Origin of the sequence: Halomonas flagellata (assembly GCF_022487945.1) — a bacterium.
GTDB classification, from domain to species: domain Bacteria; phylum Pseudomonadota; class Gammaproteobacteria; order Pseudomonadales; family Halomonadaceae; genus Halomonas; species Halomonas flagellata.
On record NZ_JAKVPY010000006.1, the window covers coordinates 73,699 to 96,889 of the forward strand.

Annotated in this window: 21 protein-coding genes; 9 read left to right on the forward strand and 12 right to left on the reverse strand. The window is 68.7% G+C overall.

Annotated elements, in window-relative coordinates; all coding sequences use genetic code 11:
* Positions 1-49: 49 nt before the first annotated feature.
* The gene (locus tag MKP05_RS06480) at positions 50-1,054 is read right to left on the reverse strand and encodes a TRAP transporter substrate-binding protein (protein ID WP_240567534.1); all 1,005 of its coding nucleotides are present in this window, start codon (positions 1,052-1,054) and stop codon (positions 50-52) included.
* Positions 1,055-1,289: 235 nt separating this feature from the next.
* On the opposite strand from MKP05_RS06480, the gene MKP05_RS06485 reads away from it, so the two are divergent.
* From MKP05_RS06485 to MKP05_RS06495, 3 genes are read left to right on the forward strand one after another with little or no spacing between them, the layout of a single operon-like run.
* Positions 1,290-2,045: a 5-oxoprolinase subunit PxpA gene (locus tag MKP05_RS06485; protein WP_240567536.1), complete on the forward strand. Its 756-nt coding sequence runs from the start codon at positions 1,290-1,292 to the stop codon at positions 2,043-2,045.
* On the forward strand, positions 2,042-2,770 hold the full coding sequence (pxpB, locus tag MKP05_RS06490; RefSeq protein ID WP_240567539.1) for a 5-oxoprolinase subunit PxpB: 729 nt from the start codon (positions 2,042-2,044) through the stop codon (positions 2,768-2,770). Before MKP05_RS06485 ends, pxpB begins: the two co-directional genes overlap by 4 nt.
* Positions 2,767-3,705 (forward strand): 5-oxoprolinase subunit C family protein, encoded by a 939-nt coding sequence (locus MKP05_RS06495; RefSeq protein ID WP_240567542.1) that lies wholly within the window; start codon positions 2,767-2,769, stop codon positions 3,703-3,705. Before pxpB ends, MKP05_RS06495 begins: the two co-directional genes overlap by 4 nt.
* 18 nt (positions 3,706-3,723) lie before the next feature.
* On the opposite strand, the gene MKP05_RS06500 is transcribed toward MKP05_RS06495, so the two are convergent.
* Together MKP05_RS06500 and csiR are read right to left on the reverse strand one after the other, a co-directional pair.
* Positions 3,724-3,936 carry a hypothetical protein gene (locus MKP05_RS06500; RefSeq protein ID WP_240567544.1) on the reverse strand — a complete coding sequence of 71 codons (213 nt, stop codon included), beginning with the start codon at positions 3,934-3,936 and terminating at the stop codon, positions 3,724-3,726.
* A 169-nt stretch (positions 3,937-4,105) separates the two neighbouring features.
* Positions 4,106-4,792: a DNA-binding transcriptional regulator CsiR gene (gene csiR / locus MKP05_RS06505; RefSeq protein ID WP_240567546.1), complete on the reverse strand. Its 687-nt coding sequence runs from the start codon at positions 4,790-4,792 to the stop codon at positions 4,106-4,108.
* A gap of 152 nt (positions 4,793-4,944) precedes the next feature.
* Here csiR and lhgD point away from each other — a divergent pair, with 152 nt between their 5' ends.
* The gene (gene lhgD / locus MKP05_RS06510) at positions 4,945-6,141 is read left to right on the forward strand and encodes an L-2-hydroxyglutarate dehydrogenase (protein ID WP_240567548.1); all 1,197 of its coding nucleotides are present in this window, start codon (positions 4,945-4,947) and stop codon (positions 6,139-6,141) included.
* 24 nt (positions 6,142-6,165) lie between these two features.
* Here the strand turns inward: lhgD and MKP05_RS06515 are convergent, their stop codons facing one another.
* Complete coding sequence (locus MKP05_RS06515) at positions 6,166-7,878, reverse strand: SulP family inorganic anion transporter (RefSeq protein ID WP_240567550.1); 1,713 nt, start codon at positions 7,876-7,878, stop codon at positions 6,166-6,168.
* Positions 7,879-8,144: 266 nt separating this feature from the next.
* On the opposite strand from MKP05_RS06515, the gene MKP05_RS06520 reads away from it, so the two are divergent.
* On the forward strand, positions 8,145-9,830 hold the full coding sequence (locus MKP05_RS06520) for a methyl-accepting chemotaxis protein (protein ID WP_240567552.1): 1,686 nt from the start codon (positions 8,145-8,147) through the stop codon (positions 9,828-9,830).
* On the opposite strand, the gene rarD is transcribed toward MKP05_RS06520, so the two are convergent.
* Positions 9,718-10,605 (reverse strand): EamA family transporter RarD, encoded by an 888-nt coding sequence (rarD, locus tag MKP05_RS06525; protein WP_240567554.1) that lies wholly within the window; start codon positions 10,603-10,605, stop codon positions 9,718-9,720. The two genes, MKP05_RS06520 and rarD, sit on opposite strands and share 113 nt — an antisense overlap.
* 127 nt (positions 10,606-10,732) lie before the next feature.
* On the opposite strand from rarD, the gene MKP05_RS06530 reads away from it, so the two are divergent.
* Both MKP05_RS06530 and MKP05_RS06535 read left to right on the forward strand, forming a co-directional pair.
* Positions 10,733-11,548, forward strand: coding sequence for an amidohydrolase (locus MKP05_RS06530; protein WP_240567556.1), 816 nt, complete (start codon positions 10,733-10,735; stop codon positions 11,546-11,548).
* On the forward strand, positions 11,548-12,249 hold the full coding sequence (locus tag MKP05_RS06535; RefSeq protein ID WP_240567558.1) for a pseudouridine synthase: 702 nt from the start codon (positions 11,548-11,550) through the stop codon (positions 12,247-12,249). Before MKP05_RS06530 ends, MKP05_RS06535 begins: the two co-directional genes overlap by 1 nt.
* A gap of 8 nt (positions 12,250-12,257) precedes the next feature.
* Here MKP05_RS06535 and MKP05_RS06540 read toward each other — a convergent pair whose 3' ends face one another.
* The 7 genes from MKP05_RS06540 to gloB all read right to left on the reverse strand — a co-directional run bounded on the left by MKP05_RS06540 (position 12,258) and on the right by gloB (position 21,794).
* Positions 12,258-14,003: a GGDEF domain-containing protein gene (locus MKP05_RS06540; protein WP_240567560.1), complete on the reverse strand. Its 1,746-nt coding sequence runs from the start codon at positions 14,001-14,003 to the stop codon at positions 12,258-12,260.
* Between the two features lie 13 nt (positions 14,004-14,016).
* Entirely contained in the window at positions 14,017-15,621 is a 1,605-nt protein-coding gene (locus MKP05_RS06545) for an ABC transporter ATP-binding protein (protein WP_240567562.1), read from the reverse strand.
* On the reverse strand, positions 15,614-16,699 hold the full coding sequence (locus tag MKP05_RS06550) for an ABC transporter permease (RefSeq protein ID WP_240567565.1): 1,086 nt from the start codon (positions 16,697-16,699) through the stop codon (positions 15,614-15,616). Before MKP05_RS06550 ends, MKP05_RS06545 begins: the two co-directional genes overlap by 8 nt.
* A 4-nt stretch (positions 16,700-16,703) precedes the next feature.
* Complete coding sequence (locus MKP05_RS06555) at positions 16,704-17,777, reverse strand: microcin C ABC transporter permease YejB (protein WP_110285101.1); 1,074 nt, start codon at positions 17,775-17,777, stop codon at positions 16,704-16,706.
* 27 nt (positions 17,778-17,804) lie between these two features.
* Positions 17,805-19,646 (reverse strand): extracellular solute-binding protein, encoded by a 1,842-nt coding sequence (locus tag MKP05_RS06560; RefSeq protein WP_240567566.1) that lies wholly within the window; start codon positions 19,644-19,646, stop codon positions 17,805-17,807.
* 119 nt (positions 19,647-19,765) lie between these two features.
* A complete protein-coding gene (locus MKP05_RS06565) occupies positions 19,766-20,947 on the reverse strand; it encodes a transglycosylase SLT domain-containing protein (protein ID WP_240567567.1) in 1,182 nt (393 codons plus the stop codon).
* 79 nt (positions 20,948-21,026) lie between these two features.
* Positions 21,027-21,794, reverse strand: coding sequence for a hydroxyacylglutathione hydrolase (gene gloB / locus MKP05_RS06570; RefSeq protein ID WP_240567569.1), 768 nt, complete (start codon positions 21,792-21,794; stop codon positions 21,027-21,029).
* A gap of 157 nt (positions 21,795-21,951) precedes the next feature.
* Here gloB and MKP05_RS06575 point away from each other — a divergent pair, with 157 nt between their 5' ends.
* Complete coding sequence (locus tag MKP05_RS06575; protein ID WP_240567571.1) at positions 21,952-22,725, forward strand: class I SAM-dependent methyltransferase; 774 nt, start codon at positions 21,952-21,954, stop codon at positions 22,723-22,725.
* Positions 22,718-23,188, forward strand: a complete 471-nt coding sequence (gene rnhA, locus MKP05_RS06580; RefSeq protein WP_240567573.1) for a ribonuclease HI — start codon at positions 22,718-22,720, stop codon at positions 23,186-23,188. Before MKP05_RS06575 ends, rnhA begins: the two co-directional genes overlap by 8 nt.
* The last annotated feature ends 3 nt before the right edge of the window (positions 23,189-23,191 follow it).

A 23,191-nucleotide genomic window follows, 5' to 3' on the forward strand; every position in this document is an offset into this window, starting at 1 on the left:
CGAGGGCCGGAGACCCCCGGTGGTGGGCACCGGGGCGCTCGGAGCGGAATCAGGGACGGGCGGCTTCGTAGGCCTCGAGGATGGCGGCGCCCTGGTCGCCGGCACGCTCGGACCACTCCTCGGTCATGGTCTCGCCGATCTCGGCGAGCAGCTCGGCCAGCTCGGGGGTCGGCTCGCTGACCTCGATGCCGTGCTCGCGCAGCACCGCGAGGGCGTCGTCGGTCTCCTGGCGGCTCATCTCCCAGCCGCGCTCCTCGGCGGCCGCGGCGGCCTCGAGCACCGCCTCCCGCGTGGCCTCGTCGAGGCGCGAGAAGGCCTGCTCGCTGACGATTACCATGTTCTTGGGCAGCCACAGCTGGGCATGGTTGAAGTGGCTCAGGTAGTCCCAGGCCTTGGTATCGGCGCCGGTGGCCGGGGAGGTGACCATGGCGTCGACACGCCCGGTGCTGAAGGCGGTGGGAATGTCGGGCACCTCGACCTGGGTGGGCACGGCGCCGACGAGCTGGGCCAGCCGCTCGCTGGCGGTGTTGTAGGCGCGCATGCTGAGGTTGCGCAGGTCATCCGGGCCTTCCACCGCCTGCTGGGTGTAGATGCCCTGGGGCGGCCAGGGCACGGCGAAGAGGATCCGCAGGCCCTGCTGGGCGAGCTCCTCGGCGATGATCTCGCGGGAGGCTTCCCATAGCGCCCAGGCCTCCTCGTAGCTGGCCGCCAGATAGGGCACCGAGTCGACCTCGTAGATCGGGTTCTCGTTGGCCAGCCGCGACATGATCAACTCGCCGATGGGCACGATGCCGCGACGCACCGAGTTCTTGATCTCGGGATGGCCGATCAGCGAACCGTTGGCGTGCACGGTGATGTCGAGCTCGCCGTCGGTGCGCTCGCGCACGTCGTCGGCGAACTCGCGGATATTCACGGTATGGAAGGTCCGGTCGCCGTAGGGCGTCGGCATGTCCCACTCGGTGGCGGCCTGGGCCGAGACGCTCAGGGTGGTCAGGCCGAGGCTCAGGGCGGCAACCGACGTCAGGCCGGCCAGCAGCGGTGTCCTGGCAGTCATGGTGAAGTCTCCTTCTGAAATCTTGTTGTCGGCTGATGAGGGGCAATACCCTCGCGGCACCGCCCCCTCGGGTCCATCCTGAGCATAGTGGCCTTTTCACTCGGGCACGCATGTCGCTAGACCCGCATGCGTGTTACACGTTATATCAATGTTTTTTATCCTAAATGCCTCTGTTTTATTGTCAATTTATCGATAAATCGCTTTCGACGGCTCGACCGCTTGTCAGGAGATCGCCATGCCACGACTGCTGCTCAACGCCGACATGGGAGAGAGCTTCGGCCCCTGGGTGATGGGGCTCGACCACGAGGTGATGCCTTGTGTGGACCTGGCCAACGTCGCCTGCGGCTTCCACGCCTCCGACCCCGACGTGATGCGCCGGACGGTCCGCCTGGCCAGGGAGCACGGCGTCACCGTGGGGGCGCACCCGGCCTACCCGGACCTGGTCGGTTTCGGCCGCCGCTCCCTGGCCTGCTCCGCGGGGGAGGTCGAGAACCTGGTGCTCTATCAGGTCGGCGCCCTGGCCGGTATCGCCCGGGCCGAGGGGCTCGAGGTGGGCTACGTCAAGCCCCATGGGGCGCTCTACAACGACATGGCCCGCGACCCCGGGATCCTCTCGGCGGTGATGCGGGCGGTCCTCGCCTACGATGCCCGGCTGCCGCTGATGGCGATGGCGACCCGCGACACCGCGGCGATGCGCGAGCTGGCCGAACAGCAGGGCGTGACGCTGTGGTTCGAGGCCTTCGCCGACCGCGCCTACGATGGCCAGGGGCGGCTGGTCCCACGTCGCGAGCCGGGGGCGGTGCACCACGACCCGGCGGTGATCGTCGACCAGGCGTGCCGCATCGCCAGCGGGGAAGCGATCACGGCCAGCGACGGCAGCGAGCTGGTGCTGGCGGCGGATACGCTCTGCGTGCATGGCGACAACCCGGAGTCCATCGCCGCGGTGAAGGCGATCCGCGAGGCGCTGGATCGGCTCGAGCCGCCGTCATGACCGGGCAGGTCGCGATGCCGTTGCCCCGCCTCGAGGCCGCCGGCCTGGATGCCTGGCTGATCAGGCTGTTCGATGCCATCGACGAGGCCAACCTGCCCTGGCTCACCGCCCTGACGCGGCAGTGCGAGGCGGCCCTCGGTGCCGACCTGGTGGACCTGGTGCCGTCCTATACCACGCTGCTGGTGGTCTTCGACCCGCTCAAGCTCGACCCCGAGCTGGCCCGGCGTCGCCTCGGGGAGGTGCTCGCCGGACTCACGCCGGATGCCGACACCGTGGGTGGCGAGATCCGCGAGCTGCCCACCTGGTACGACGAGAGCGTCGGGCCGGAGCTTGCCCGGCTGGCCGAGCGCGCCGGCCTGTCGGTGGCGGCGGTGATCGACTGCCATAGCGAGCGGCTCTATCGGGTCTTCGCCCTGGGCTTCGCGCCCGGGTTCGCCTTCATGGGGCTGCTCGACGAGCGGCTCGAGTGCCCGAGGCTGGACACGCCACGTCAGCGGGTGCCGCTGGGCAGCGTGGCGGTGGCGGGGCGGCAGACCGCGGCCTATCCGGCGGTCACCCCCGGTGGCTGGAACCTGATCGGGCGTACCTCGGCCCGGCTCTTCGATCGCGGGCGCGAGGGCTTCAGCCTGTTGCGCCTGGGGGACCGGGTGCGTTTCGTGCCCATCGACCGGGCCGAGTTCGAGCGCCAGGGGGGCGACCCCCGCCCGATGGAGGCAGAGCGATGACGGCTGCGGTTTCCGGCCTGAGCGTGAGGCGTGCCGGCCCCCTGGCGCTGCTGCAGGATGCCGGCCGCTTCGGGGTGCGCCAGCTGGGAGTGACCCAGGGCGGTCCGGCCGACCCGCACGGCTGGGCCTGGGCCAACTGGCTGGTCGGCAACCCCTGGGGGGCCGCGGCGCTGGAGATCACCTTCGGCGGTATCGAGCTGGTGGCCGAGCGCGGCCTGACGGTGGCGGTCGCCGGGGCAGACCTCGGGGCGACCCTCGACGGCGAGGCGCTGCCGGGTTGGCGGCCGGTCGCGATCCGTGAGGGGCAGGTGCTGGCCTTCGCGCAGCCGCTCAATGGCCTGCGCGCCTACCTGGCGGTGGTCGGTGGCTTCCGGGCCGAACCGGTGCTGGGCAGCGTGGCCTGCGTGGTGCGCGAGGGGCTGGGGGGCCATGATGGCCTGGGGCACAAGCTGGCCGCGGGCGACTCGCTGAGGGTCGGAGAGGAGGCCGGCCGGGCGGTGCCGCCGCGAGAGGCGCCGGAGGCCGAGCGCCCCGACTACCGGGGCGCCGCGCGGCTGGCGCTGCTGCCGGGGGCGCAGATCGGGGAGTTCCGCGGGGCGAGCCTGTTCGATGCCTTCAATGCCGCCTGGCGAGTGGACGACCGCGCCGACCGCATGGGGGTGCGCCTGACCGGCCCGCGGCTGCATTGCCGGGTGACCAGCATGATCTCCGAGGGCATCGGCCTGGGCGCGGTCCAGGTGCCGCCCGACGGCCAGCCCATCGCGCTGCTCAACGACCGCCAGACCATCGGCGGCTATCCGCGCCTGGGGGCGCTGACCCCGCTGGCGGCCGGTCGACTCGCCCAGTGCCTGCCGGGTCAGGAGGTGCGCCTGGTGGCAGTGGCCCGCGAACGCGCGCTGGCCGACTACCGACGCTTTCGCGCCGCCTTCGCGTGAGTCGTGTGACGCAAGGGCTCAGGCGCCGAGGCCGCTCTCGCGCAGCAATTGATCGATGCTGCGTTCCGCTCGGGCAGCACCGGCGGTCTCCAGCAGCAACTGGGCCTCGAGGGCCGCCACGCCGTCGTTGACGCAGCGCTCGATCAGCGCGGCCTTGCTCAGCCCGGTCTGCTGGCTGAGGCGCTCGAGGCGGGCTTCGAGATCACGGGAAAATCGCAACAGATGAGGCATGGGTATGTCTCCAGGGTCTGGCGCCGCATCTCGATGGCGCACCGGGTCTCGTTCTGAGTGTAACACCGCCGGTTGGCCTGGCGGTGCCTGTCGAGCAGTTTCATACCCGGGGGTGACGTGCGTATGACAACCGATGTCGTTGGCAGGCGAGTGACGTCAACCGGTGGCCTCAGGCCAGGCCGCGGCGGTGCATCACCTCGGTGATGATGGGAACGGGGGTCATCAGGTGCTCGCGCATCATCTCGGCGGCGCGCTCGGCGTCGCGGGCCAGGATGACCTCCACCAGCGCCGCGTGCTCCTGGCGCTTGCGCTCCAGGGCCTCGTCGGAGAAGACCGTCTCGCGCAGCCAGAGGTGCCGATAGCGCTCGACCTGGTTGAACAGGGTCTCGCGCACCTGCAGCAGGTGGGGGGAGTTGCAGCCACCGACGATGGCGGTGTGGAAGTCCTTGTGGCGGGCATCCCAGATGTCCAGCAGCTCGTCGGGACCGTTCACCTCCATCACCTTGGCCAGCGTATGGGCGCGGCCGAGTATGCCGGCCTCCCAGGCGTCGTCGCCACGCTCGATGGCCAGGCGCAGCATCATCGCCTCGATCTGCGCACGGGCATCGTAGAGGTCGGCCAGCTCGGCCAGGGACATCGGCGCCACCCGGTAGCCGCGCTGGCTGATGGCGACCACCAGTCGCTCGGCCACCAGTTGCGAGAGGGCCTCCCGCAGGGGGCCGATGCCCAGGTCGTAGCGCTCCTTGAGCCGGCTCATCAGCAGCTTCTCGCCGGGCTGGAAGGCGCCGCGGATGATGTCGCGCTTGAGCCAGTGATAGGCACTGATGCCCAGGTTCTGTCGGGGGGAGCTCTCCATGATGTCGCCATTCCTTGATTCGCCTGCCATGATACCCGATTGTCGGTACTCGCGATAATCGTGACCACTTCTTCAGGATAATGGAAACTCGGCGGGATGATGGATATTCTGCCTGTGTCCCCTGATCGCGATCCCGAACCTCGAGGTGTGCCGTGTTCGACTTCATCATCATCGGTGGCGGCATCCTCGGCATGTCCACCGCCATGCAACTCGCCGAGGCCTTCCCCGAGCGCCGCCTGCTGCTGCTGGAGAAGGAGGAGGGGCCGGCGCGCCACCAGTCCGGTCACAACAGCGGCGTGATCCATGCCGGGGTCTACTACAGGCCGGGCAGCCTCAAGGCTCGTTTCTGCCGCGAGGGCAACCGTACCACCCGCGAGTTCTGCCAGGCCCACGGCATCGAGCATGACATCTGCGGCAAGCTGCTGGTGGCCACCAACGACCTCGAGTTGCAGCGCATGGAGGCGCTCTGGGAGCGCATCGCCGCCAGCGGCCTGGAGCGCGAATGGCTCGACGCCGAGGCACTGCGCGAGCGGGAACCCCATATCACCGGGCTGGGTGCCATCTTCGTGCCGTCGAGCGGCATCGTCGACTTCGCCCGGGTCACCGAGGCGATGGCGGAGGAGTTCGAGCGCCGCGGCGGGCAGTTGCGTTACGGGCATCGGGTCACCGGCCTGGACGAGCGCCACGGCGAGGTGGTGGTGCGCACCTCCCGGGGGGAGTTCAGCGCCCGCTACCTGGTCACCTGCGCCGGCCTGATGGCCGACCGGGTGGTCCGCATGCTGGGCCGGAACCCCGGCTTCACCATCTGTCCCTTCCGGGGCGAGTACTATCGGCTGCCCGCGAAGCACGATCGCATCGTCAACCACCTGATCTACCCGATTCCCGACCCGGCCATGCCCTTCCTCGGCGTGCACCTGACCCGCATGATCGACGGCGGCGTGACCGTCGGCCCCAATGCCGTGCTGGCGCTCAAGCGCGAGGGCTATCACAAGAACGATGTCTCGCTGACCGACATGGCGCGGATGTTCAGCAACCCGGGCATTCTCAAGGCCCTCGGACGGAGCCTGAGGCCGGGCCTGTCGGAAATGAAGAATTCGCTGTTCAAGCGGAGCTATCTGGAGCAGGTGCGCAAGTATTGCCCGAGCCTGACCCTCGAGGATCTCGAGCCCTGGCCGGCCGGGGTGCGCGCCCAGGCGGTATCCCGCGGCGGCAAGCTCATCGACGACTTCCTGTTCGTCAACACCCGGCGCACCGTCAATGTCTGCAACGCGCCGTCGCCGGCGGCCACGTCGGCGATCCCCATCGGCGCGCATATCGTCGACAAGGTGAAGGAGCAGGCGCGGCTCTAAGGTGGAGACGCTCCGCGGCCGTTTTCACTCCTCCTGCCGGCGCAGCTCGCACCAGGCGGCATAGGTGCTGAGGAAGACCCGGCCGGTGAGGTCGTCGAGGAAGTCGCTGTTCTTCAGCTGGTCCATCACCGGCCCCTTGATCTCGGCCAGGTGCAGGGTGACCCCGGAGTCCTTGAGGCGGGCGTTGATGGCGTCCAGGCTCTCCAGTGCCGAGGCGTCGATGAGGTTGACCGCCGAGCAGATCAGCACCACGTGTTCCAGCTCCGGCCGGCTCGCCACCAGGGCATAGACGGTGTCCTCGAGGTAGCGGGCGTTGGCGAAGTAGAGGCTCTCGTCGATGCGCAGCAGCGCGACATGGCTGGCCGTCTCGGTGTCGTGGCGCTCGATGTTGCGGAAGTGCTCGGTACCCGGGATGCGGCCGACCAGGGCGCTGTGGGGTCGGCTGGTGCGGTAGAGGAAGAGCCCGATGGAGAGCAGCACGCCGGCGACGATCCCGGCCTCTACGCCTTCCACCAGGGTCAGCAGGATGGTCGCCGCCATGGCCGAGAAGTCGCTCTTCGAGTAGCGCCAGGTCTGGCGGATCATGGGGATGTCGACCAGGGTGAGGATCGCCACCGTGATGGTGGCGGCCAGGGTGGCGATGGGCAGGTGATGGAGCAGCGGGGTCAGGGCCAGGGTCACCAGGCCGATGCCGAGGGCCGCGAAGAAGCCGGCCATGGGCGTCTGGGCGCCGGCCTCGAAGTTGATCACGGTACGCGACAGCCCGCCGGTGACCGGCATGCCGGCGGTGAAGGCGGCGGCGAGGTTGGCGCCTCCCAGGCCGATCAGCTCCTGGTTGGGCGAGATGCGCTGGCGCCGCTTGGCGGCGAGCATCTGCGCCATGGAGACCGACTCCACGAAGCCCACCAGGCTGATCAGCAGCGCCGGCACCAGCAGGGTGCGCCACAGCGAGAGATCGAAGCCCGGCAGGGTCAGCGGCGGCAGGCCCCGCGGGATGTCGCCGACCACCGCCACGCCCTTGCTCGCCAGGTCGAGCTGCCAGGTGAGCAGGGTGGTGGCCACCACGGCGAGGACCGGGCCGGCCCTGGCGAGCAGGGCGGCGATGCCCTCGGGCAGCCCCAGGCGTTGCAGCGCCGTCTTGCCTGCATGGCGCACTGCCACCAGGAAGGCCAGGCTGCCGGCAGCGATGGCGAGCGTCGGCCAGTGGGTGCCGGCGAGGTTGCCGGCCAGGCTCAGCCCGAGCTTGGCCACGGTATAGCCGTTGGCCTCGATGCCGAGCAGGTGGGCCGCCTGGCTGGCGGCGATCAGGATGCCCGAGGCGGAGAGGAAGCCGGCGATCACCGGGTGGCTCAGGAAGTTGGTGAAGAAGCCCATCCTCATCAGCCCCATGAGGGTGAGCATGCCGCCCGAGAGCAGCGAGAGGACCAGGGCGGCCTGGAGGTACTCCGGGCTGCCCGGGGTGGCGACCCCGGCCAGGGCGGCGCCGGTCATCAGGGCGATGATCGCCACCGGCCCCACCGCCAGGGTGCTGCTGGTGCCGAGCAGGGTGTAGGCGAGCAGCGGCAGGATGCTGGCATAGAGGCCGACCACCGCGGGCAGGCCGGCGAGGATGGCGTAGGCCAGCGACTGGGGAATCACCATGATGGTGACGATGATGCCGGCGAGCAGGTCGGCACCGCATAGCCGGCGGTTGTAATGGGGCAGCCAGGTGAGGATCGGCAGATAGCGCTTGAGCATCCGGTCTCGTCGTCGTCGAAGGAACACCCGGCCACGCGGGCCGCTGAAAGGCTACCAGACTAAACGATATTGGGGGCCGGGTTGAGTCTTGGTTGCCTTTGCCCGGGCAGGGAGCGCCAATATCGGCCGATCGGGAGATAGCTTGAGTGCGACCTTGGTGTGTCAGGCCAAAGTGCAGGACAGCCCCGCCCGTCAAGGCGTTATGCTTCATCCTCGAAGAGCGTTCCAATAACGAATCATCCCACTCTGATCGAGTCTTGACCGCGATGCGTATCCTGATGTCTTTGGCCGCCCTGGTGACGGCCGCAGCGGCTCTCCTGCCGCTGTTCTTCCTGAGCGCCGACTGGCCGTTCTATCTCGCCCTGGGGTTTGCCTGGTTGTCCGGTGGGCTGCTGTTCATCACGGGCATGTCGGCCGTGCATGCCGCCGGTGCCGATGCCCTGAAACAGGGCGGGCTGCGCGGCTGGCTGCCGCCGGTGCGCGACTATCTGTCGCTGCGCCGCATGGCCCACGACCTGGTGGAGCGGGCCGGCAGTACGGCCATCGCCTCGGCCGAGGTGTCGCACCACGCCGATCGCATGGACCAGCGCCTGGCGCGTCAGGAGGGGGTGGTGCGCGAGGCCTCCTCCAGCATGAGCGCCATCACCAGCGCCATCGAGCAGGTCGCCAGTGGCACCGCCGAACTGGCCTCGGTGGCCAGCCGCTCCCGGGCCTCCAGCCACGAGAGCCGCGAGGCCCTCGACCGGGTGGTGGTGGACATGCAGGCCCTGGCAGAACGCTCGCGTGAGGCCCTGGGGCTGCTCGCGGCGCTGGAGCAGAAGGCCGACAGCGTGCGCAGCGTGACCTCGCTGATCGAGGAGATCGCCGAGCAGACCAACCTGCTGTCGTTGAACGCCTCCATCGAGGCGGCGCGTGCCGGCGAGCACGGGCGGGGCTTCGCCGTGGTCGCCGGCGAGGTGCGCGAGCTGGCACGACGGACCGCCGAGGCGACGCGCAGCGTGGAGTCGCTGGTGGGGGACATCGGCGGCAGCAGCCACCAGGTGGTGGATACCATCGGCCACCTGATGGGCCGAGTGGGTGATCGTGCCACCGAGATGCAGCAGGTGGGCGAGCAGCTCACGGCGATGACCGGGGACTTCGATCGCGTCGAGGGCGAGATCGCCGCCATCGCCGAGGCGATGGAAGACACCCGCCGCCACAGCCGTCGCGTCGCCGGGACCCTGTCGTCGCTCGAGCGCGAGGTCGACGAGGGCAATCGCGACATGCACGACCTGGCCAGCCAGGCGCGCGCCCTGATGGCGGCGGCCGAGGCCGTGGATGCCTCCCTGGCCCAGCAGCGGCTCGAGGGACGCCACCAGCAGGTGTTCCGGGCGGCGCGGGAGGCCGCCGACCAGTTCGGCCGGTTGCTGGAGAAGGCCGTCGAGCGTGGTGAGCTGACCCTGGCCGCACTGTTCGAGCCCCGCTACGATCCCTTGCCGGACACCCAGCCCCCCAAGTACCGTACCGGCTTCGACGCCTTCACCGACCAGCACCTGCCGGCCATCCAGGAGCCCCTGCTGGAGCGTCTCAGCCTCGCCTACGCCATCAGCTGCGATCGCAACGGCTACGTGCCGACCCACAACCTGACGGTCAGCCAGCCGCCGACCGGCGACCCCGAGCACGACCTGCAGTTCAGCCGCAGCAAGCGTATCTTCGACGACCCCACCGGACGGCGTTGCGGGGCGCATCAGGACACCCTGCTGCTGCAGACCTACAAGCGCGATACCGGCGAGATCATGCACGACCTCTCGGTGCCGGTGTTCGTCAATGGCCGTCACTGGGGGGCTTCCGAATCGGCTATCAGCCGGAGCGCCAGGCCGACCAGGAGTAGAGGGCCAGCCCGACCCAGATCAGCAGGAAGGTGCCGAGCTGGACCGGCGAGAGTGGCTCGCGGAACACCAGCAGGGCGATGAAGAACTGGATGCTGGGGTTGAGGTACATCAAAAAGCCCAGGGTGGCCAGGCGCAGCCGGCGCGCCGCACCGGCGAAGGCCAGCAGCGGCAGGGCGGTGACCACGCCGCTGGCGACCAGCAGCAGGGTGACGTCCGTGGCCCCGAGGAAATGGGAGAGGCCGGCCTGGTCGAGCCAGGTCAGGGCCAGGAGCCCCAGCGGCAGCAGCAGCAGGGTCTCGACGAAGAGCCCCGAGAGGCCATCCAGCGGCACCTGCTTGCGCAGCAGGCCATAGGTGCCGAAGGAGAGCGCCAGGGCCAGGCTGATCCAGGGCAGCTCGCCGAGCAGTACCAGTTGGATGACGATGGCCAGGGCGGCGAGCCCCACGGCCACGGCCTGCAGCCGGTGCATGACCTCGCGCAGCACCAGCATGCCGAGGGCGACGTTGACCAGCGGGGTCATGAAGTAGCCGAGGCTCGCCTGGAACACCTGGCGGGTCTCCACGGCGTAGATGTAGAGCCCCCAGTTCAGCGCGATCAGCAGGGCACCGCCCAGCACCCGACCCAGCCGATGCGGCTTGCGCAGCGCCTGGCGGATGGGGGACCAGCGGCCGAGCAGGGTGACCAGCCCGACCAGGAAGACGCAGGACCAGATCACCCGATGGATCAGGACCTCGAATGCCGGCACGCCCTCGAACAGCGCAAAGAACAGCGGGAAGCAGCCCCACAGGACGTAGGCGGTCAGCCCGAAGGCAACCCCCTTGCCGGTTTCCTGGTCGGGAGCGGTGGTGGTGGTCATGCAGGCCTCGACGGCAGAAAAGCGCTAACTTAGCAGGCTATTGGCCTGGCTGCCATGCCGGCTGACGCCGGGCCGACGCTGGGTTACGCTGATGCCATGCCACTTCACCTGGACGGGAGCCCCCTGCATGAGCGAATTGAGAACCACCCTGGTGCAGTGCGATCTGCGCTGGGAAGATCCCGACGCCAACTGCCGGATGCTGGAAGAGACCCTGGGCGAGCTGGGGGGCGACGACACCGACCTGATCGTGCTGCCGGAGATGTTCGCCACCGGCTTCACCATGAACTCCCGGGAGATGGCCGAGCCCATGGAGGAGAGCGCTACCGTGGCCTGGTTGAAGGACCAGGCATGCGGGCGTGGCTGCGTGGTCACCGGTAGCGTCGCCGTGGTGGAGAACGGCGACTACTTCAACCGGCTGATCTGGGCACGGCCCGATGGCAGCCTGGTGCATTACGACAAGCGCCATCTGTTCCGCATGGCCGGCGAGCACGAGCGCTACGCCATGGGGCACGAACGGGTGATCGTCGAGCTCAAGGGCTTTCGGGTCCTGCTCAGCGTCTGCTACGACCTGCGCTTCCCGGTCTGGCTGCGCCAGCAGCCGGCGCCCGGCGAGCATTTCGAGTATGACCTGCTGCTCTGCGTGGCCAACTGGCCGGCACCGCGGCGTCACCCCTGGCGCATCCTGCTGCAGGCGCGGGCCATCGAGAACCTCTGCCCGGTGATCGGCGTCAACCGGGTCGGCGAGGATGCCAAGGGACTCGCCTATGCCGGCGACTCCATGCTGGTCGACTTCAAGGGCGAGGCGGTGATCGACGAGCCGAGGGACACGCCCTTCGTGCGCACCGCGAGCCTCGACCGGGGCGAGCTCGACGCCTTCCGCGAGAAGTTCCCCGCCTGGCGCGACGCCGACCACTTCGGCCTCGCCGACGGAGTCGGCTTCTGATGCGGCTGGACCGATTTCTCACCGAGACCACCGCGCTGACCCGCAGCCTGGCCAAGAAGGCGATGCATCGCGAGGAGGTTCGCGTGGATGGCGAGGTGGTCAAGAACCCCGCGACCCAGGTCGACGAACGGAGTGTGGTGACCTGGAACGGCGAGCGCCTGGCGCTGGTGGGGCTGCGCTACGTGATGCTCAACAAGCCGTCGGGAGTCGAGTGCAGTGCTCGCCGGGGGCTCTATCCGCTGGTCAGGGAGCTGATCGACCTGCCCCATGTCGAGCGGCTGCAGACGGTGGGCCGCCTGGACGTGGACACCACCGGCCTGGTGCTGCTCACCGACGACGGCCAGTGGTCCCATCGGGTCACCTCGCCGCGTCGCCGCTGCGGCAAGGTCTACCGGGTGAGCCTGGCCGACCCCCTGGTCGGCGATGCCCTGGCCCACGCGGTGACGCGCTTCGCCGAGGGGATCGAGCTCGAGGGCGAGGAGAAGACCACGCGTCCCGCCGAGCTGGTCATGCGCTCCGCCACCGAGGCCGAGCTGACCCTCCACGAGGGCAAGTACCACCAGGTGAAGCGCATGTTTGCCGCCATCGGCCATCATGTGGAGGCCCTGCACCGGGAGTCGATCGGCCCGCTGGTGCTCGATGAGCGACTGGCGCCCGGGGAGTGGCGTGAACTCACCGAGGCGGAAGTGGCCCAGTTCTGAGCCGGCGCTCACGACACCGCGTAGGTCTCGCTGCGGTCACGCCCGCGGTGCTTGGCGCGATAGAGCGCCTCGTCGGCCAGCCGGGTCAGCGCCAGTGGGTCCTCGGCATGCTCGGGCCAGGCGGCGATGCCGCAGGAGAGGGTGATGCCGTCGAGCTCGATATCGCGATGCCGGAAACGGCACTCGCGGATGCCGTGCAACAGTATCCGGATGCGCGCCTCGGCCCTGGCCGCGGTGGCGCCGGGCATGATCACCACGAACTCCTCGCCCCCCAGCCGGCAGACCACATCGGCATCGCGGAAGTGCTCCCGCAGCAGCCCGCCCACGGCGGCCAGCACCGCATCCCCCGCCTCGTGGCCATGGTGGTCGTTGAAGCGCTTGAAGTGATCGATGTCGACCATCACCAGCGCCAGCGGGGTGCCGTGGCGGCGTGCGGCGGCCGCCTCGTGGGTGAGGAACTCGTCGAAGTGACGCCGGTTCTTCAGGCCGGTGAGCGGGTCCTGGTACGAGAACTCCCTGAGCCGTTCCACCATGGCTTCCAGCTCACGGGTCCGGGCGGTGACCTCCTGCTGCAGGTCGCGGTTGAGGCGCCGGATCTCGCGCTGGGTGCGGGCGTAGTCGGCCACCGAGATCGCCACCAGGGCGAGCGAGAAGGCCAGGGCGCCGAGGCTGACGGGAACCCGTTGCCACGGCAGCAGGCCATGGGCCACCGCCATGTCGGCGACCAGCAGCAGCCCGAAGAGGGCGTAGGTGGCGATGATCACCTTCTGCTCCGACACCAGGGCGCCCCACTGGATGACGATGGCGCCGAACATGATCGTCAGGCTGACCAGCAGCAGGGCATCGAAGGGGGGGTAGGTGCTGGAGAGATCGAGAACGCCAGCCAGCGACAGCCCCAGGGCGACCACGGCATAGAGCAGGTGCCCCTGCCACAGGCGCCGCATCAGCAGCGGGTGCTGGCAAGCGAACCAGTGTTCCAGCAGCAGCGCCATGGCCACCGGCAGCATGAAGTAGGCGCCGGCGGCGAGGGTGTCCCACAGCAGCGGGGCCTCGAGCAGCAACTGGCTGGCCTGGCTCTCGGCGAGGATCATCATCCCCGAGGCCAGCGAGAAGAGGCCGATGCCGGCGAAGCTGCGCCGGTTGGCCTGGAGCACGGCGAGGATGAAGGCGAGCAGGGCGATCAGCAGGGAGAAGCCGCTGACCACCAGGGCCTGGGCGGATTGCCCCAGGATGTAGAGGATGAGGTCGGGGCGCTCCATCAGCTTGACCTCGCCCCATAGCCCGATATCGGTGTAGTCGGAGAAGACGCGGAAGTGGAGACGCTGGCCGGCGAACGCCTCCGGCAGTTCGATCATGTGCCAGGGCCAGCCTTCGAAACGTCCTTCACCTCGCTCGTCGAAGTGGCCGTACTGGTAGATGAGCTCCGAGCCCAGGTAGGCCTGCACGATCAGGTCGACGCTGTAGATATAGAGCACCGGATCGCGCCAGTCGCCGTCGGGAAGCGGGATGCGGAACCAGGCATGGTGCCGTCCCTCGCGCCCCGGGGGGTTGGAGGGGAAGGCAATGGGATGCCACTCGGCGGGGGCTTCCTGACGCGTCCAGAGGGGCGTGCCGGCGCCATCGAAGGGGGAGTCGCCCCAGCGATATTGCCAATCCGTGTCGAGGGGCAGCGTCGACGAATCCGCCTGCAGCGAGGGGCTGGCCAGCAACGAAAGCAACAGGACCCAGATCAGGGGGATGAGTGTCGGACGCATCGGGACCAGGTCCTCAGGTGGTGGGCGATGAGGCAACGAAAGCGGAGAGCCCGGCGGCCTCGACCAGCGCCCGGGTGTAGTCGGTCCTGGGCTGTCCGAGGACCTCCAGGCAATCTCCCTGCTCCACGACCTCGCCTTCCTTGAGCACCATCACGCGATGCGCCATCGCCCGGATCACGGCCAGGTCATGGCTGATGAACAGGTAACTCAGGCCGCGCCGCTGCTGGAGGTCGCGCAGCAGCTCGACGAGTTGCTTCTGTACGGTGCGATCCAGCGCCGAGGTGGGCTCGTCGAGCACCACCACCTCGGGCTCGAGGATGATGGCGCGGGCGACCGCGATGCGCTGGCGCTGGCCACCGGAGAATTCGTGGGGATAGCGCGAGGCGCAGTCCAGCGGTAGCCCGACCTCCTTCAGTGAGACCTGGACACGGCGTGTCACCTCGGCCTCGTCGAGCTCCGGGTAGTGGAAGCGCAGTCCCTCGCTGATGATCTCGGAGACCGGCAGGCGTGGCGACAACGAGCCGTAGGGGTCCTGGAAGACCACCTGGAGACGCCGGCGCTGTTGTCGCAGGTCGTTGCCGGTGAGCCGGTCGAGACGGGCCTCGCCGAAGCGGATCTCGCCCTCGCTCGTGGCCAGCCGCAGCAGGGCGAGGGCGAGGGTGGTCTTGCCGGAGCCGGATTCGCCGACGATGCCCAGGGTCTCGCCGCGGGCCAGGGTGAGCGACAGGGGCTGCACGGCGACGAAGGGCGCCGGTCGGCGAGCGAAGAGGCGCCTGGGCCGCTGGAAGGCGACGCTCAGGCGACTGGCCTCGAGCAGTGGCTGGCGCGTGGCCAGCGCGACCGGGCGCCCCCGCGGCTCGGCATCGAGCAGGAGGCGGGTGTAATCGCTGCCCGGCGTGCGGAACACCGCCTCGACCGGCCCGGTCTCCTGCTCCCGTCCCTCGTAGAGCACGCAGACCCGGTCGGCATGGCGCCGTACCAGGTTGAGGTCGTGGGTGATGAACAGCATGCCCATGCCGTGACGGTCGCGCAGTTCGGCGAGCAGGGCGAGGATCTCCTGCTGCACGGTGACGTCGAGCGCCGTGGTGGGCTCATCGGCGATCAGCAGCTCCGGGTCGTTGGCGATGGCCATGGCGATCATCACCCGCTGGCGCTGGCCGCCGGAGAGCTGGTGGGGCCAGGCGTCGAGCAGCTCGTCGGGGCGCGGCAGCTTGACCTGGGTGAGCAGTTCCCTGGCCCGGGCGCGGGCGGACTTGCCGCTCAGCCCCTGGTGCAGCCGCAGTGTCTCGCCGATCTGCTTGGCCACGGTGTGCAGGGGATTGAGCGAGGTCATCGGCTCCTGGAAGACGAAGCCGACCCGGGCGCCCCGCAGCGACTGCCAGTCGCGTCGCTTGAGGCGCGTCAGGTCGGTCGTCCCCAGCCAGCGGCCGCCCTCGACCCGGGCGTTGGCCGGCAGCAGGTTCATCGCCCCGAGGGCGCTGACCGACTTGCCGGAGCCGGACTCGCCCACCAGGGCCAGGGTCTCGCCGCGGCGTACCTCCAGCGAGAGGCGATCGACCACCATGGCGTCGTCGAAGGCGATGCTCAGTTCATCGAGGCGCAGCAGGGAGTCAGGCATGGGGCGGAGTCCTTGGCGTCGGGGCGCTGGGGGCGGCGTACTGGATATGGCGCGGATCGAAGGCGTCGCGCAGTCCCTCGCCGATGAATACCAGCAGCGAGAGCATCAGCGACAGGCTGACGAAGGCGGTGATGCCGAGCCAGGGGGCATGGAGGTTGTTCTTGCCCTGGGCGACCAGTTCGCCCAGCGACGGCGACCCCGGCGGCAGGCCGAAGCCGAGGAAGTCGAGTGCCGTGAGGGTGGTGATCGCCCCGGTGAAGAGAAAGGGGATGAAGGTGAGGGTGGCGACCATGGCGTTGGGCAAGACGTGACGCCACATGATCAGCCGCGGGGTCAGCCCCATGGCCTTGGCGGCGCGCACGTACTCCAGGTTGCGTGCGCGCAGGAACTCGGCGCGCACCACATCGACCAGCCCCAGCCAGGAGAACAGCAGCATGATCCCCAGCAACCACCAGAAGCCGGGCTGCACGAAACTCGCCAGGATGATCAGCAGGAAGAGCACCGGCAGCCCCGACCAGATCTCGGTGAGGCGCTGGCCGATCAGGTCGGTCTTGCCGCCGAAGTAGCCCTGGACGCCGCCGATGGCCACGCCCATCACCAGGGAGCCGGCGGTGAGCACCAGGGCGAAGGCCACCGACAGTCGGAAGCCGTAGATGACGCGGGCCAGGACGTCGCGGCCCTGGTCGTCGGTACCCAGCCAGTGGCGGCCGTCGGGGGGCGCCGGAGAGGGCTGCATCATCTGCATGTCCAGGGTCTGGTAGGAGAACGGGATCGGCGGCCACAGGGCCCAGCCGTGTTCGTCGATCCGCGCCTGGATGAAGGGGTCGTGGTAGTCGGTGCGGGTGGGCAGGAAACCGCCGAACTCGGTTTCCGGGTAGTCGACCAGCAACGGCGTATACCACTGGCCGTCGATCTTCATGACGAGCGGCTTGTCGTTGGCGATCAGCTCGGCGGCGAGGCTCAGGCCGAACAGCGCCAGGAAGATCCACAGCGACACCCAGGCGCGTTGGTTGTGGCGGAACACCGACAGCCGCCGCCGGGCGATGGGGGAGAGCTTGGAGGAAAACGCGAAGGTCATCGTCTCAGGACTCCCGGGTCTCGAAATCGATACGAGGATCCACCCACACATAGGTGAGGTCGGAGATCAGCTTCAGGAGCAGGCCGATCAGGGTGTAGAGGAACAGCGTGCCGAAGATCACCGGGTAGTCGCGTTGCATCACCGCCTCGAAGCCGAGCAGCCCCAGCCCTTCCAGCGAGAAGATGACCTCGATCAGCAGCGACCCGGTGAAGAAGATGGTCACCAGCGCCCCGGGCAGGCCGGCGATGATGATCAGCATGGCGTTGCGGAACACGTGGCCGTAGAGGGTCTGGCGGTCGCTCGCTCCCTTGGCGCGGGCGGTGAGCACGTACTGCTTGTGGATCTCGTCGAGGAAGCTGTTCTTGGTCAGCATGGTCAGGGTGGCGAAGCTGCCGATGGTCATGGCCACCACCGGCAGGGTGATGTGCCAGAAGTAGTCCTTGACCTTGCCCCAGGCCGAGAGCTCGGCGAAGTCCGGCGAGGTCAGTCCGCGCAGCGGGAAGAGGTCCCAGTAGCTGCCGCCGGCGAACAGCACGATGAGCAGGATCGCGAACAGGAAGCCGGGGATCGCGTAGCCGACGATCACCAGCCCCGAGGTCCAGACATCGAAGCGCGAGCCGTGGCGCAGCGCCTTGCGGATGCCCAGCGGAATCGAGATCAGGTAGACCAGCAGGGTGGTCCAGAGGCCCAGCGAGATCGACACGGGGAGACGTTCGATCATCAGCTCGACCACGGGGCGGTCGCGGAAGAAGCTGTTGCCGAAATCGAAGGTGACGTAGTCACGGATCATGCCGGCGAAACGCAGGTGGGCCGGCTGGTCGAAGCCGAACTGCTGCTCGAGCTGCTCGATGAAACGCGGGTCGATGCCGCGGGAACCCCGGGATTCGTCGCGCACCACGACATCGCCGCCACCGGCATCGAGTCGCGTGCTGACCATGCTGTCGATGCCTTCGAAGCGGGCCAGCATCTGGTCGATGGGGCCGCCGGGGGCGGCCTGCACGATGATGAAGTTGAGCAGCATGATCCCCAGCAAGGTGGGAATCATCAACAGCAGACGGCGCAGGATATAGCGGGTCACGGTGCGTCCTTGTCGGCAAGGGTGGTGTCAGCGACCGCGTAGCCGACGGTTGAGTTCGGCCTCGCGCTCGGCATCGACCCACCAGGCGGCGAGGTCCATGCCGTACTCGGGAAAGGGTTCGGGCCAGGCGAACTTGTCCCATACCGCGATGCGGGTCTCCCCGGAATGATACTGGGGAATCAGGTAGAAGCCCCACAGCAGCACGCGATCCAGGGCGCGGGTGATGGTATTGAGCTCCTCGCGGCTGTCGGCGCGAATCAGTCGTTCGACCAGGTCGTCGACCACCGGGTTGGCGAGCCCCATGAGGTTGCGGCTCTGGGGACTCTCGGCGAAGTCGCTGGTCCAGAACTCGCGTTGCTCGTTGCCGGGGTTGTTGGATTGCGGGAACTGACCGATGACCATGTCGAAGTCGAAGCTGCGCAGACGGTTGAGGTACTGGTTGATGTCGACGATGCGGATGCTGCCCTGCACGCCGAGGCGCGCCATGTTGCGCAGCATCGGCTGGACCACCCGCTCCATGCCGGTATCGAACAGCAGGACCTCGAGGGAGAGCGGCCGGCCGGTGTCGGTGTGCACCAGCACGCCATCCTCGACCTCGTAGCCGGCCTCGCGCAGCAGCTCCAGCGCCAGGCGCAGTCGCTCACGCAGGTCCTGCGGGTGGTCGATGGGTACCTCGGCCTCGAAGACCCGCTCGGGCAGCGCCTCGCGGTGGGGCTCGAGCAGTTCGAGCTCCGCCTCGCTGGGCAGCCCCCGGGCGGCCATCTCGGAGTTCTGGAAGAAGCTCTCGGTACGCCGGTAGGTGTCGTAGAAGAGGTTGGCGTTCAGCCAGGGAAAGTCGAAGGTCAGGGAGAGCGCCTCGCGGACCCGCGGATCCTGGAACTTGTCGCGGCGCAGGTTGAAGACGAAGGCCTGCATGGGGGCGGGTTGGCCGTCGGGTACGGTGATGCGCTTGACCAGGCCGTCGTGGTAGGCGGGGAAGTCGTAGCCGATGGCCCAGGTGGCGGCCCGGGCATCGGTGCGGTAATCCATCACGCCGGCCTTGAAGGCTTCCCAGGCGATGTCGCGGTCGCGGTAGTAGTCGTAGACCAGCCGGTCGATGTTGTGGCGGCCACGATTGACTGCCAGGTCCCGCCCCCAGTAGTCCTCGACCCGCTGGTAGACGATGCGTCTCCCGGGTTCCACCTCGGCGATGCGGTAGGGGCCGGAGCCAGGGTGGCGGGCCAGCGTCGGGGCGGTGAAGTCGCGCTCCTGCCAATAGTGGCGTGGCAGGACGGGCAGCTGACCGACGATCAGCGGCAGTTCGCGGGAGTGATTGTTGGCGAACTCGAAGCGAACGGTATGGGCGTCGAGCGCCACGACGCTCTCGACAGCGGCATAGTAGGCGCCGTAGAAGGGGTTGCCCTGTTCGGTCAGCAGCTCGAAGCTGAACACCACGTCGTCGGCGGTCACCGGTTCGCCATCGTGGAAGCGGGCCTCGGGGCGCAGGTCGAACTCGATCCAGTGACGCTCCGGGTCGAGGCGGATGCCCTCGGCGAGCAGGCCATAGGCGCTGAAGGGCTCGTCGGGATTGCCCTCGAGCAGGGTGTCGTAGATCTGGGACAGGCCGATGGCCGGCGTGCCGCGGATGATGAAGGGATTGGTGGAGTCGAAACTGCTGCCGACGGCGGCACGGGTCATGGTGCCGCCCTTGGGCGCATCGGGTTCGACGTAGGGAAAGTGCTCGAAGCCCGGGGCGAGGGCCGGCTCGTCGTAGAGCGCCAGGCCGTGGACGGTGGGGACTTCCTCGGCGTCGCCGGCCAGCGCCGCCGAACTTATCAGCCAGCCGCTAGCCAGGGCGCTGAGCAGGAGACAGCGTACGACGGTCGACATCGATGACATCCTTGGTCGGGTCCACTCCCCGGATGGCCGGGGCAGGTTCATCCATAAGGTGTCAGGCTACCGTTATCTTGTAAACCTCCGTGATCAGCGAAGATTCCCCCCTGGCCGGCTCAGCGGGCGGCCAGGCTGCGCTGTGGCATCTCGAGCACCTGGCCGGCGTGAATGACGTCACCGTTCAGGCCGTTGTGCTGACGGATCTCACCGACGCTGAGCCCATGACGCGAGGCGATGACCGAGAGACTGTCGCCGCTGCGCACCACGTAGCGGTCGTCGCCGACGGGCTGGCCGCTCGGGTCGGGGGCCGCGGCAGGGCGCTCCAGCCGGGAGATCATTGCCTCCTCGCGATCGGCAGGGACCAGCAGCACCCGCGCATGGCGGGGATTGGCGCTGCCGTTGATCAGTCCCGGGTTGAGCTCGGCCAATTCGTCGCGGCTCACGCCGGCGAGGCGAGCGGCTTCGGTCAGGTCCAGCGAGCGGGTCAGCGGAATTTTGGCGAAGGCCGGGGCGTCCTCGATGTCGGGAAGGGCGACCTGGTACTCGTCAGGATCGTTGATGATCGCAGCGATGGCCTTGAGCTTGGGCAGGTAGTTCATGGTCTCGCGGGGCAGCCGCAGGCTCCAGTAGTCACCGCGCTCGCCACGGGAGAGGGCGGCGTTGCGGGCCCGGTTCACGGTGCCGGCGCCGGCGTTGTAGGCGGCCAGCGAGAGCTCGATGTCGCCGTCGTACCACTGCTCGGCCTGGAGTTCGATGTAGTCCAGTGCCGCCTTGGTCGAGCTGACCACGTCGAGTCGGCCGTCATAGGTGCCGTTGCGGCGCAGGCCCAGGGCGTCGGCGGTGCCGGGCATGAACTGCCAGAGACCGGCCGCGCCGCGATGGCTGCGTGCCTGGGGATCGAAGGAGCTCTCGACGAAGGGAATCAGGGCGATCTCGCCGGGCAGGCCGCGGGACTCGATCTGCTCGGTGATCCAGGCCAGCCAGGGGCGGGCGCGCTCGGTGATCTCGATGATGTTCCGGGGGTTGGCACGGTAGTGGTCGATCCAGTGCCGGACCCGCTCGTTGTAGCGATCGTCCTGCCACTGGAAGCTGTCGCGCAGACGGCTCCAGGCATCCCGCGGCTCGAGGGCCAGGGCCTCCCAGAAAGGCGCGCCGGCGACGAAGCCGCCGTTTCCCCCGCCACTGGCAGCCGGGAGGGCCGAGGCCTGAGAGGCGGTGCCGGCCGCTATCAGCGAGCCGAGCAGGGCAAGGGTGCTGGTCAAACCGAGAAGTCGTCGGCGCGTGGTGTGGTAGGTCATCTATCCGTGGCCTCCTGGTCGCAGGAGGGCCCGGCGGTTGGCCGGGCCCTCGGCAGGCGTCCGTAGCGTGTCGTGTCGTTCAGAAGTGGTCTTTCCAGGCACGCAGGGTGGCGAAGGTCGCCTCGCTGGTGTCGGTGTCGCCATGGGCCGAGGCGGCCCGGCGAACGCTGTCGGCATCACAGCGCAGGAAAGGATTGATGCGTTTCTCCCGGCCCAGGGAGCTGGGCAGGGTCGGGCGGTCGAGCTCCCTGGCCCGGCGGCACTCCTCCACGGCCTGCTCCACGTCCGGGTTCTCCGGATCGGCGGCCCGGGCGAAGTTCAGGTTGGCCAGGGTGTACTCGTGGGCAGCGAACACCAGGGTGTCGTCGGGCAGGGTGGCGAGGCGTGCCAGCGACGCATGCATCTGGTCGGGCGTGCCCTCGAACAGCCGACCGCAGCCGGCGCTGAAGAGGGTGTCGCCGCAGAACAGCAGTGGCGGAATCCCCGCGGTGAAGTAGGCGATATGATCCAGGGTATGGCCGGGCACGGCATGCACCTCGAGTAGCCGCCCCATGACCCGGATCTCGTCGCCGTCGCCCACGGTCTCGTCGATGCCGGCAATGCTCGGGTTGTCCGGGCCGATCACCCGGGGGGAATAGCGCTCGATCAGCTCGGGCAGACCTCCGGTATGATCATGGTGGTGATGGGTGATCAGCACCGTGGAGAGAGTCCGCCTCTCGCGCTCGAGCAGGTCGATGACGGGCGCCGCATCACCCGGGTCGACCACGCAGACTTCCGGGGTCGAATCCTGGCGCAACAGCCAGATATAGTTGTCGCTAAAGGCGGGGATCGGTGTCACGCTCAGCATGGGCATGGAGTCCTGATGGACATGACTCACCGCTGCCGACCAGGTCTGCCGCCCGCCGGGCGACGCACAAGAACCTCGCCGGCTCTCGTCATGGTCAGACGCTGCCGTGAATCGGAACGGGTTGCAAAGCCACGCATCTTGGAGGGAAGCGCACACCATGTCAACTTCGTCACCCGCTACCGACCTGGCCCGGCTGGTACGGGATGGCCGCCGCTATTGGGTGAGCCCGGCCGGGCAGGCCGTCTGGCAGGCCGAGCGCGCCTGCCTGGGGCCGGTGTGCGAGCGGCTGTTCGGTGCGCATAGTCTGGAGCTGGGCATGGCCAGTGCCCTGGCCGACATGTGTCCGGTGCGACACGCCATGCGCTGGGCACCGACCCGGGAGCTGGCCGAGCAGGCGGCGACCCTCGTCTGTCCGCCCGATGCCCTGCCGCTGCGCGACGACAGCCTCAGCCTGGTGGTGATCCACCATCTGCTGGAGGTGCTGCCCGACCCCCATCACATGCTGCAGGAGGCGGCCCGGGTCACCGCCGATGACGGCCGATTGATCATCTTCGGCTGGGCACCGCTCGGCCCGGCCGGTCTGTCCCGGGTCTGGCCGGGGCAGCGGCGCCGGTTGCCCTGGCGAGGTCACTGGCGCACGCCGGGGCGACTCAAGGACTGGCTGACATTTGTCGACTTCGAGATCGAGCGGGTAGACTACTGTGGCTTTCATCTGCCCGGCAGCCTGCCGCGCAACGCCATGCTGGAGACCCTCGGGCGGCGTCACAACCTGCCATTGGGCGACAGTTACATGATTCACGCACGCCGCAAGCCGCACCTGGCCCAGACCCAAGGCTCCCGCCTGACCTTCGCCCGACCGCTGGGCGGATCGGCACTGGGCGGCGCCACGCGGCTCGAGCAGCAAAAGGAAAGGATGACCGAGGGTGACTGAAACACGCCAGACCGAGGCACTTCCACGGGTCACCATCTATACCGACGGTGCCTGCCGCGGCAACCCGGGTCCCGGTGGCTGGGGCGCACTGCTGGTGAGCGGGAGCCACGAGAAGGCGCTCAACGGCTTCGAGGCCACCACCACCAACAATCGCATGGAGCTGATGGCGGCGATCATGGCCCTGCGCGAGCTCAAGCGTCCCTGCGAGGTGGCGCTGTGGACCGACTCCGAGTACCTGCGCCGCGGCATCACCGAGTGGATCCACGGCTGGATCAAGCGCGGCTGGAAGACCGCCAGCCGCACGCCGGTAAAGAATGCCGAGCTGTGGCGTGAGCTCCATGAGGAGACCCACCGCCACCGGATCGAGTGGCACTGGGTCAAGGGCCACAGCGGCCACCCGGGCAACGAGCGCGCCGATGCCCTGGCCAACGGGGCCATCGACCGGCACCGGGCGCGCGCCTGAACC

What these genes read in the sequence shown, in the direction of transcription:
- MKP05_RS06480 (WP_240567534.1), bottom strand. Translation starts at nt 1,054, where the DNA reads ATGACTGCCAGGACACCGCTGCTGGCCGGCCTGACGTCGGTTGCCGCC.
- MKP05_RS06485 (WP_240567536.1), top strand. Translation starts at nt 1,290, where the DNA reads ATGCCACGACTGCTGCTCAACGCCGACATGGGAGAGAGCTTCGGCCCC.
- pxpB (WP_240567539.1), top strand. Translation starts at nt 2,042, where the DNA reads ATGACCGGGCAGGTCGCGATGCCGTTGCCCCGCCTCGAGGCCGCCGGC.
- MKP05_RS06495 (WP_240567542.1), top strand. Translation starts at nt 2,767, where the DNA reads ATGACGGCTGCGGTTTCCGGCCTGAGCGTGAGGCGTGCCGGCCCCCTG.
- MKP05_RS06500 (WP_240567544.1), bottom strand. Translation starts at nt 3,936, where the DNA reads ATGCCTCATCTGTTGCGATTTTCCCGTGATCTCGAAGCCCGCCTCGAG.
- csiR (WP_240567546.1), bottom strand. Translation starts at nt 4,792, where the DNA reads ATGGAGAGCTCCCCCCGACAGAACCTGGGCATCAGTGCCTATCACTGG.
- MKP05_RS06515 (WP_240567550.1), bottom strand. Translation starts at nt 7,878, where the DNA reads ATGCTCAAGCGCTATCTGCCGATCCTCACCTGGCTGCCCCATTACAAC.
- MKP05_RS06520 (WP_240567552.1), top strand. Translation starts at nt 8,145, where the DNA reads ATGCGTATCCTGATGTCTTTGGCCGCCCTGGTGACGGCCGCAGCGGCT.
- rarD (WP_240567554.1), bottom strand. Translation starts at nt 10,605, where the DNA reads ATGACCACCACCACCGCTCCCGACCAGGAAACCGGCAAGGGGGTTGCC.
- MKP05_RS06530 (WP_240567556.1), top strand. Translation starts at nt 10,733, where the DNA reads ATGAGCGAATTGAGAACCACCCTGGTGCAGTGCGATCTGCGCTGGGAA.
- MKP05_RS06535 (WP_240567558.1), top strand. Translation starts at nt 11,548, where the DNA reads ATGCGGCTGGACCGATTTCTCACCGAGACCACCGCGCTGACCCGCAGC.
- MKP05_RS06540 (WP_240567560.1), bottom strand. Translation starts at nt 14,003, where the DNA reads ATGCGTCCGACACTCATCCCCCTGATCTGGGTCCTGTTGCTTTCGTTG.
- MKP05_RS06545 (WP_240567562.1), bottom strand. Translation starts at nt 15,621, where the DNA reads ATGCCTGACTCCCTGCTGCGCCTCGATGAACTGAGCATCGCCTTCGAC.
- MKP05_RS06550 (WP_240567565.1), bottom strand. Translation starts at nt 16,699, where the DNA reads ATGACCTTCGCGTTTTCCTCCAAGCTCTCCCCCATCGCCCGGCGGCGG.
- MKP05_RS06560 (WP_240567566.1), bottom strand. Translation starts at nt 19,646, where the DNA reads ATGTCGACCGTCGTACGCTGTCTCCTGCTCAGCGCCCTGGCTAGCGGC.
- MKP05_RS06565 (WP_240567567.1), bottom strand. Translation starts at nt 20,947, where the DNA reads ATGACCTACCACACCACGCGCCGACGACTTCTCGGTTTGACCAGCACC.
- gloB (WP_240567569.1), bottom strand. Translation starts at nt 21,794, where the DNA reads ATGCTGAGCGTGACACCGATCCCCGCCTTTAGCGACAACTATATCTGG.
- MKP05_RS06575 (WP_240567571.1), top strand. Translation starts at nt 21,952, where the DNA reads ATGTCAACTTCGTCACCCGCTACCGACCTGGCCCGGCTGGTACGGGAT.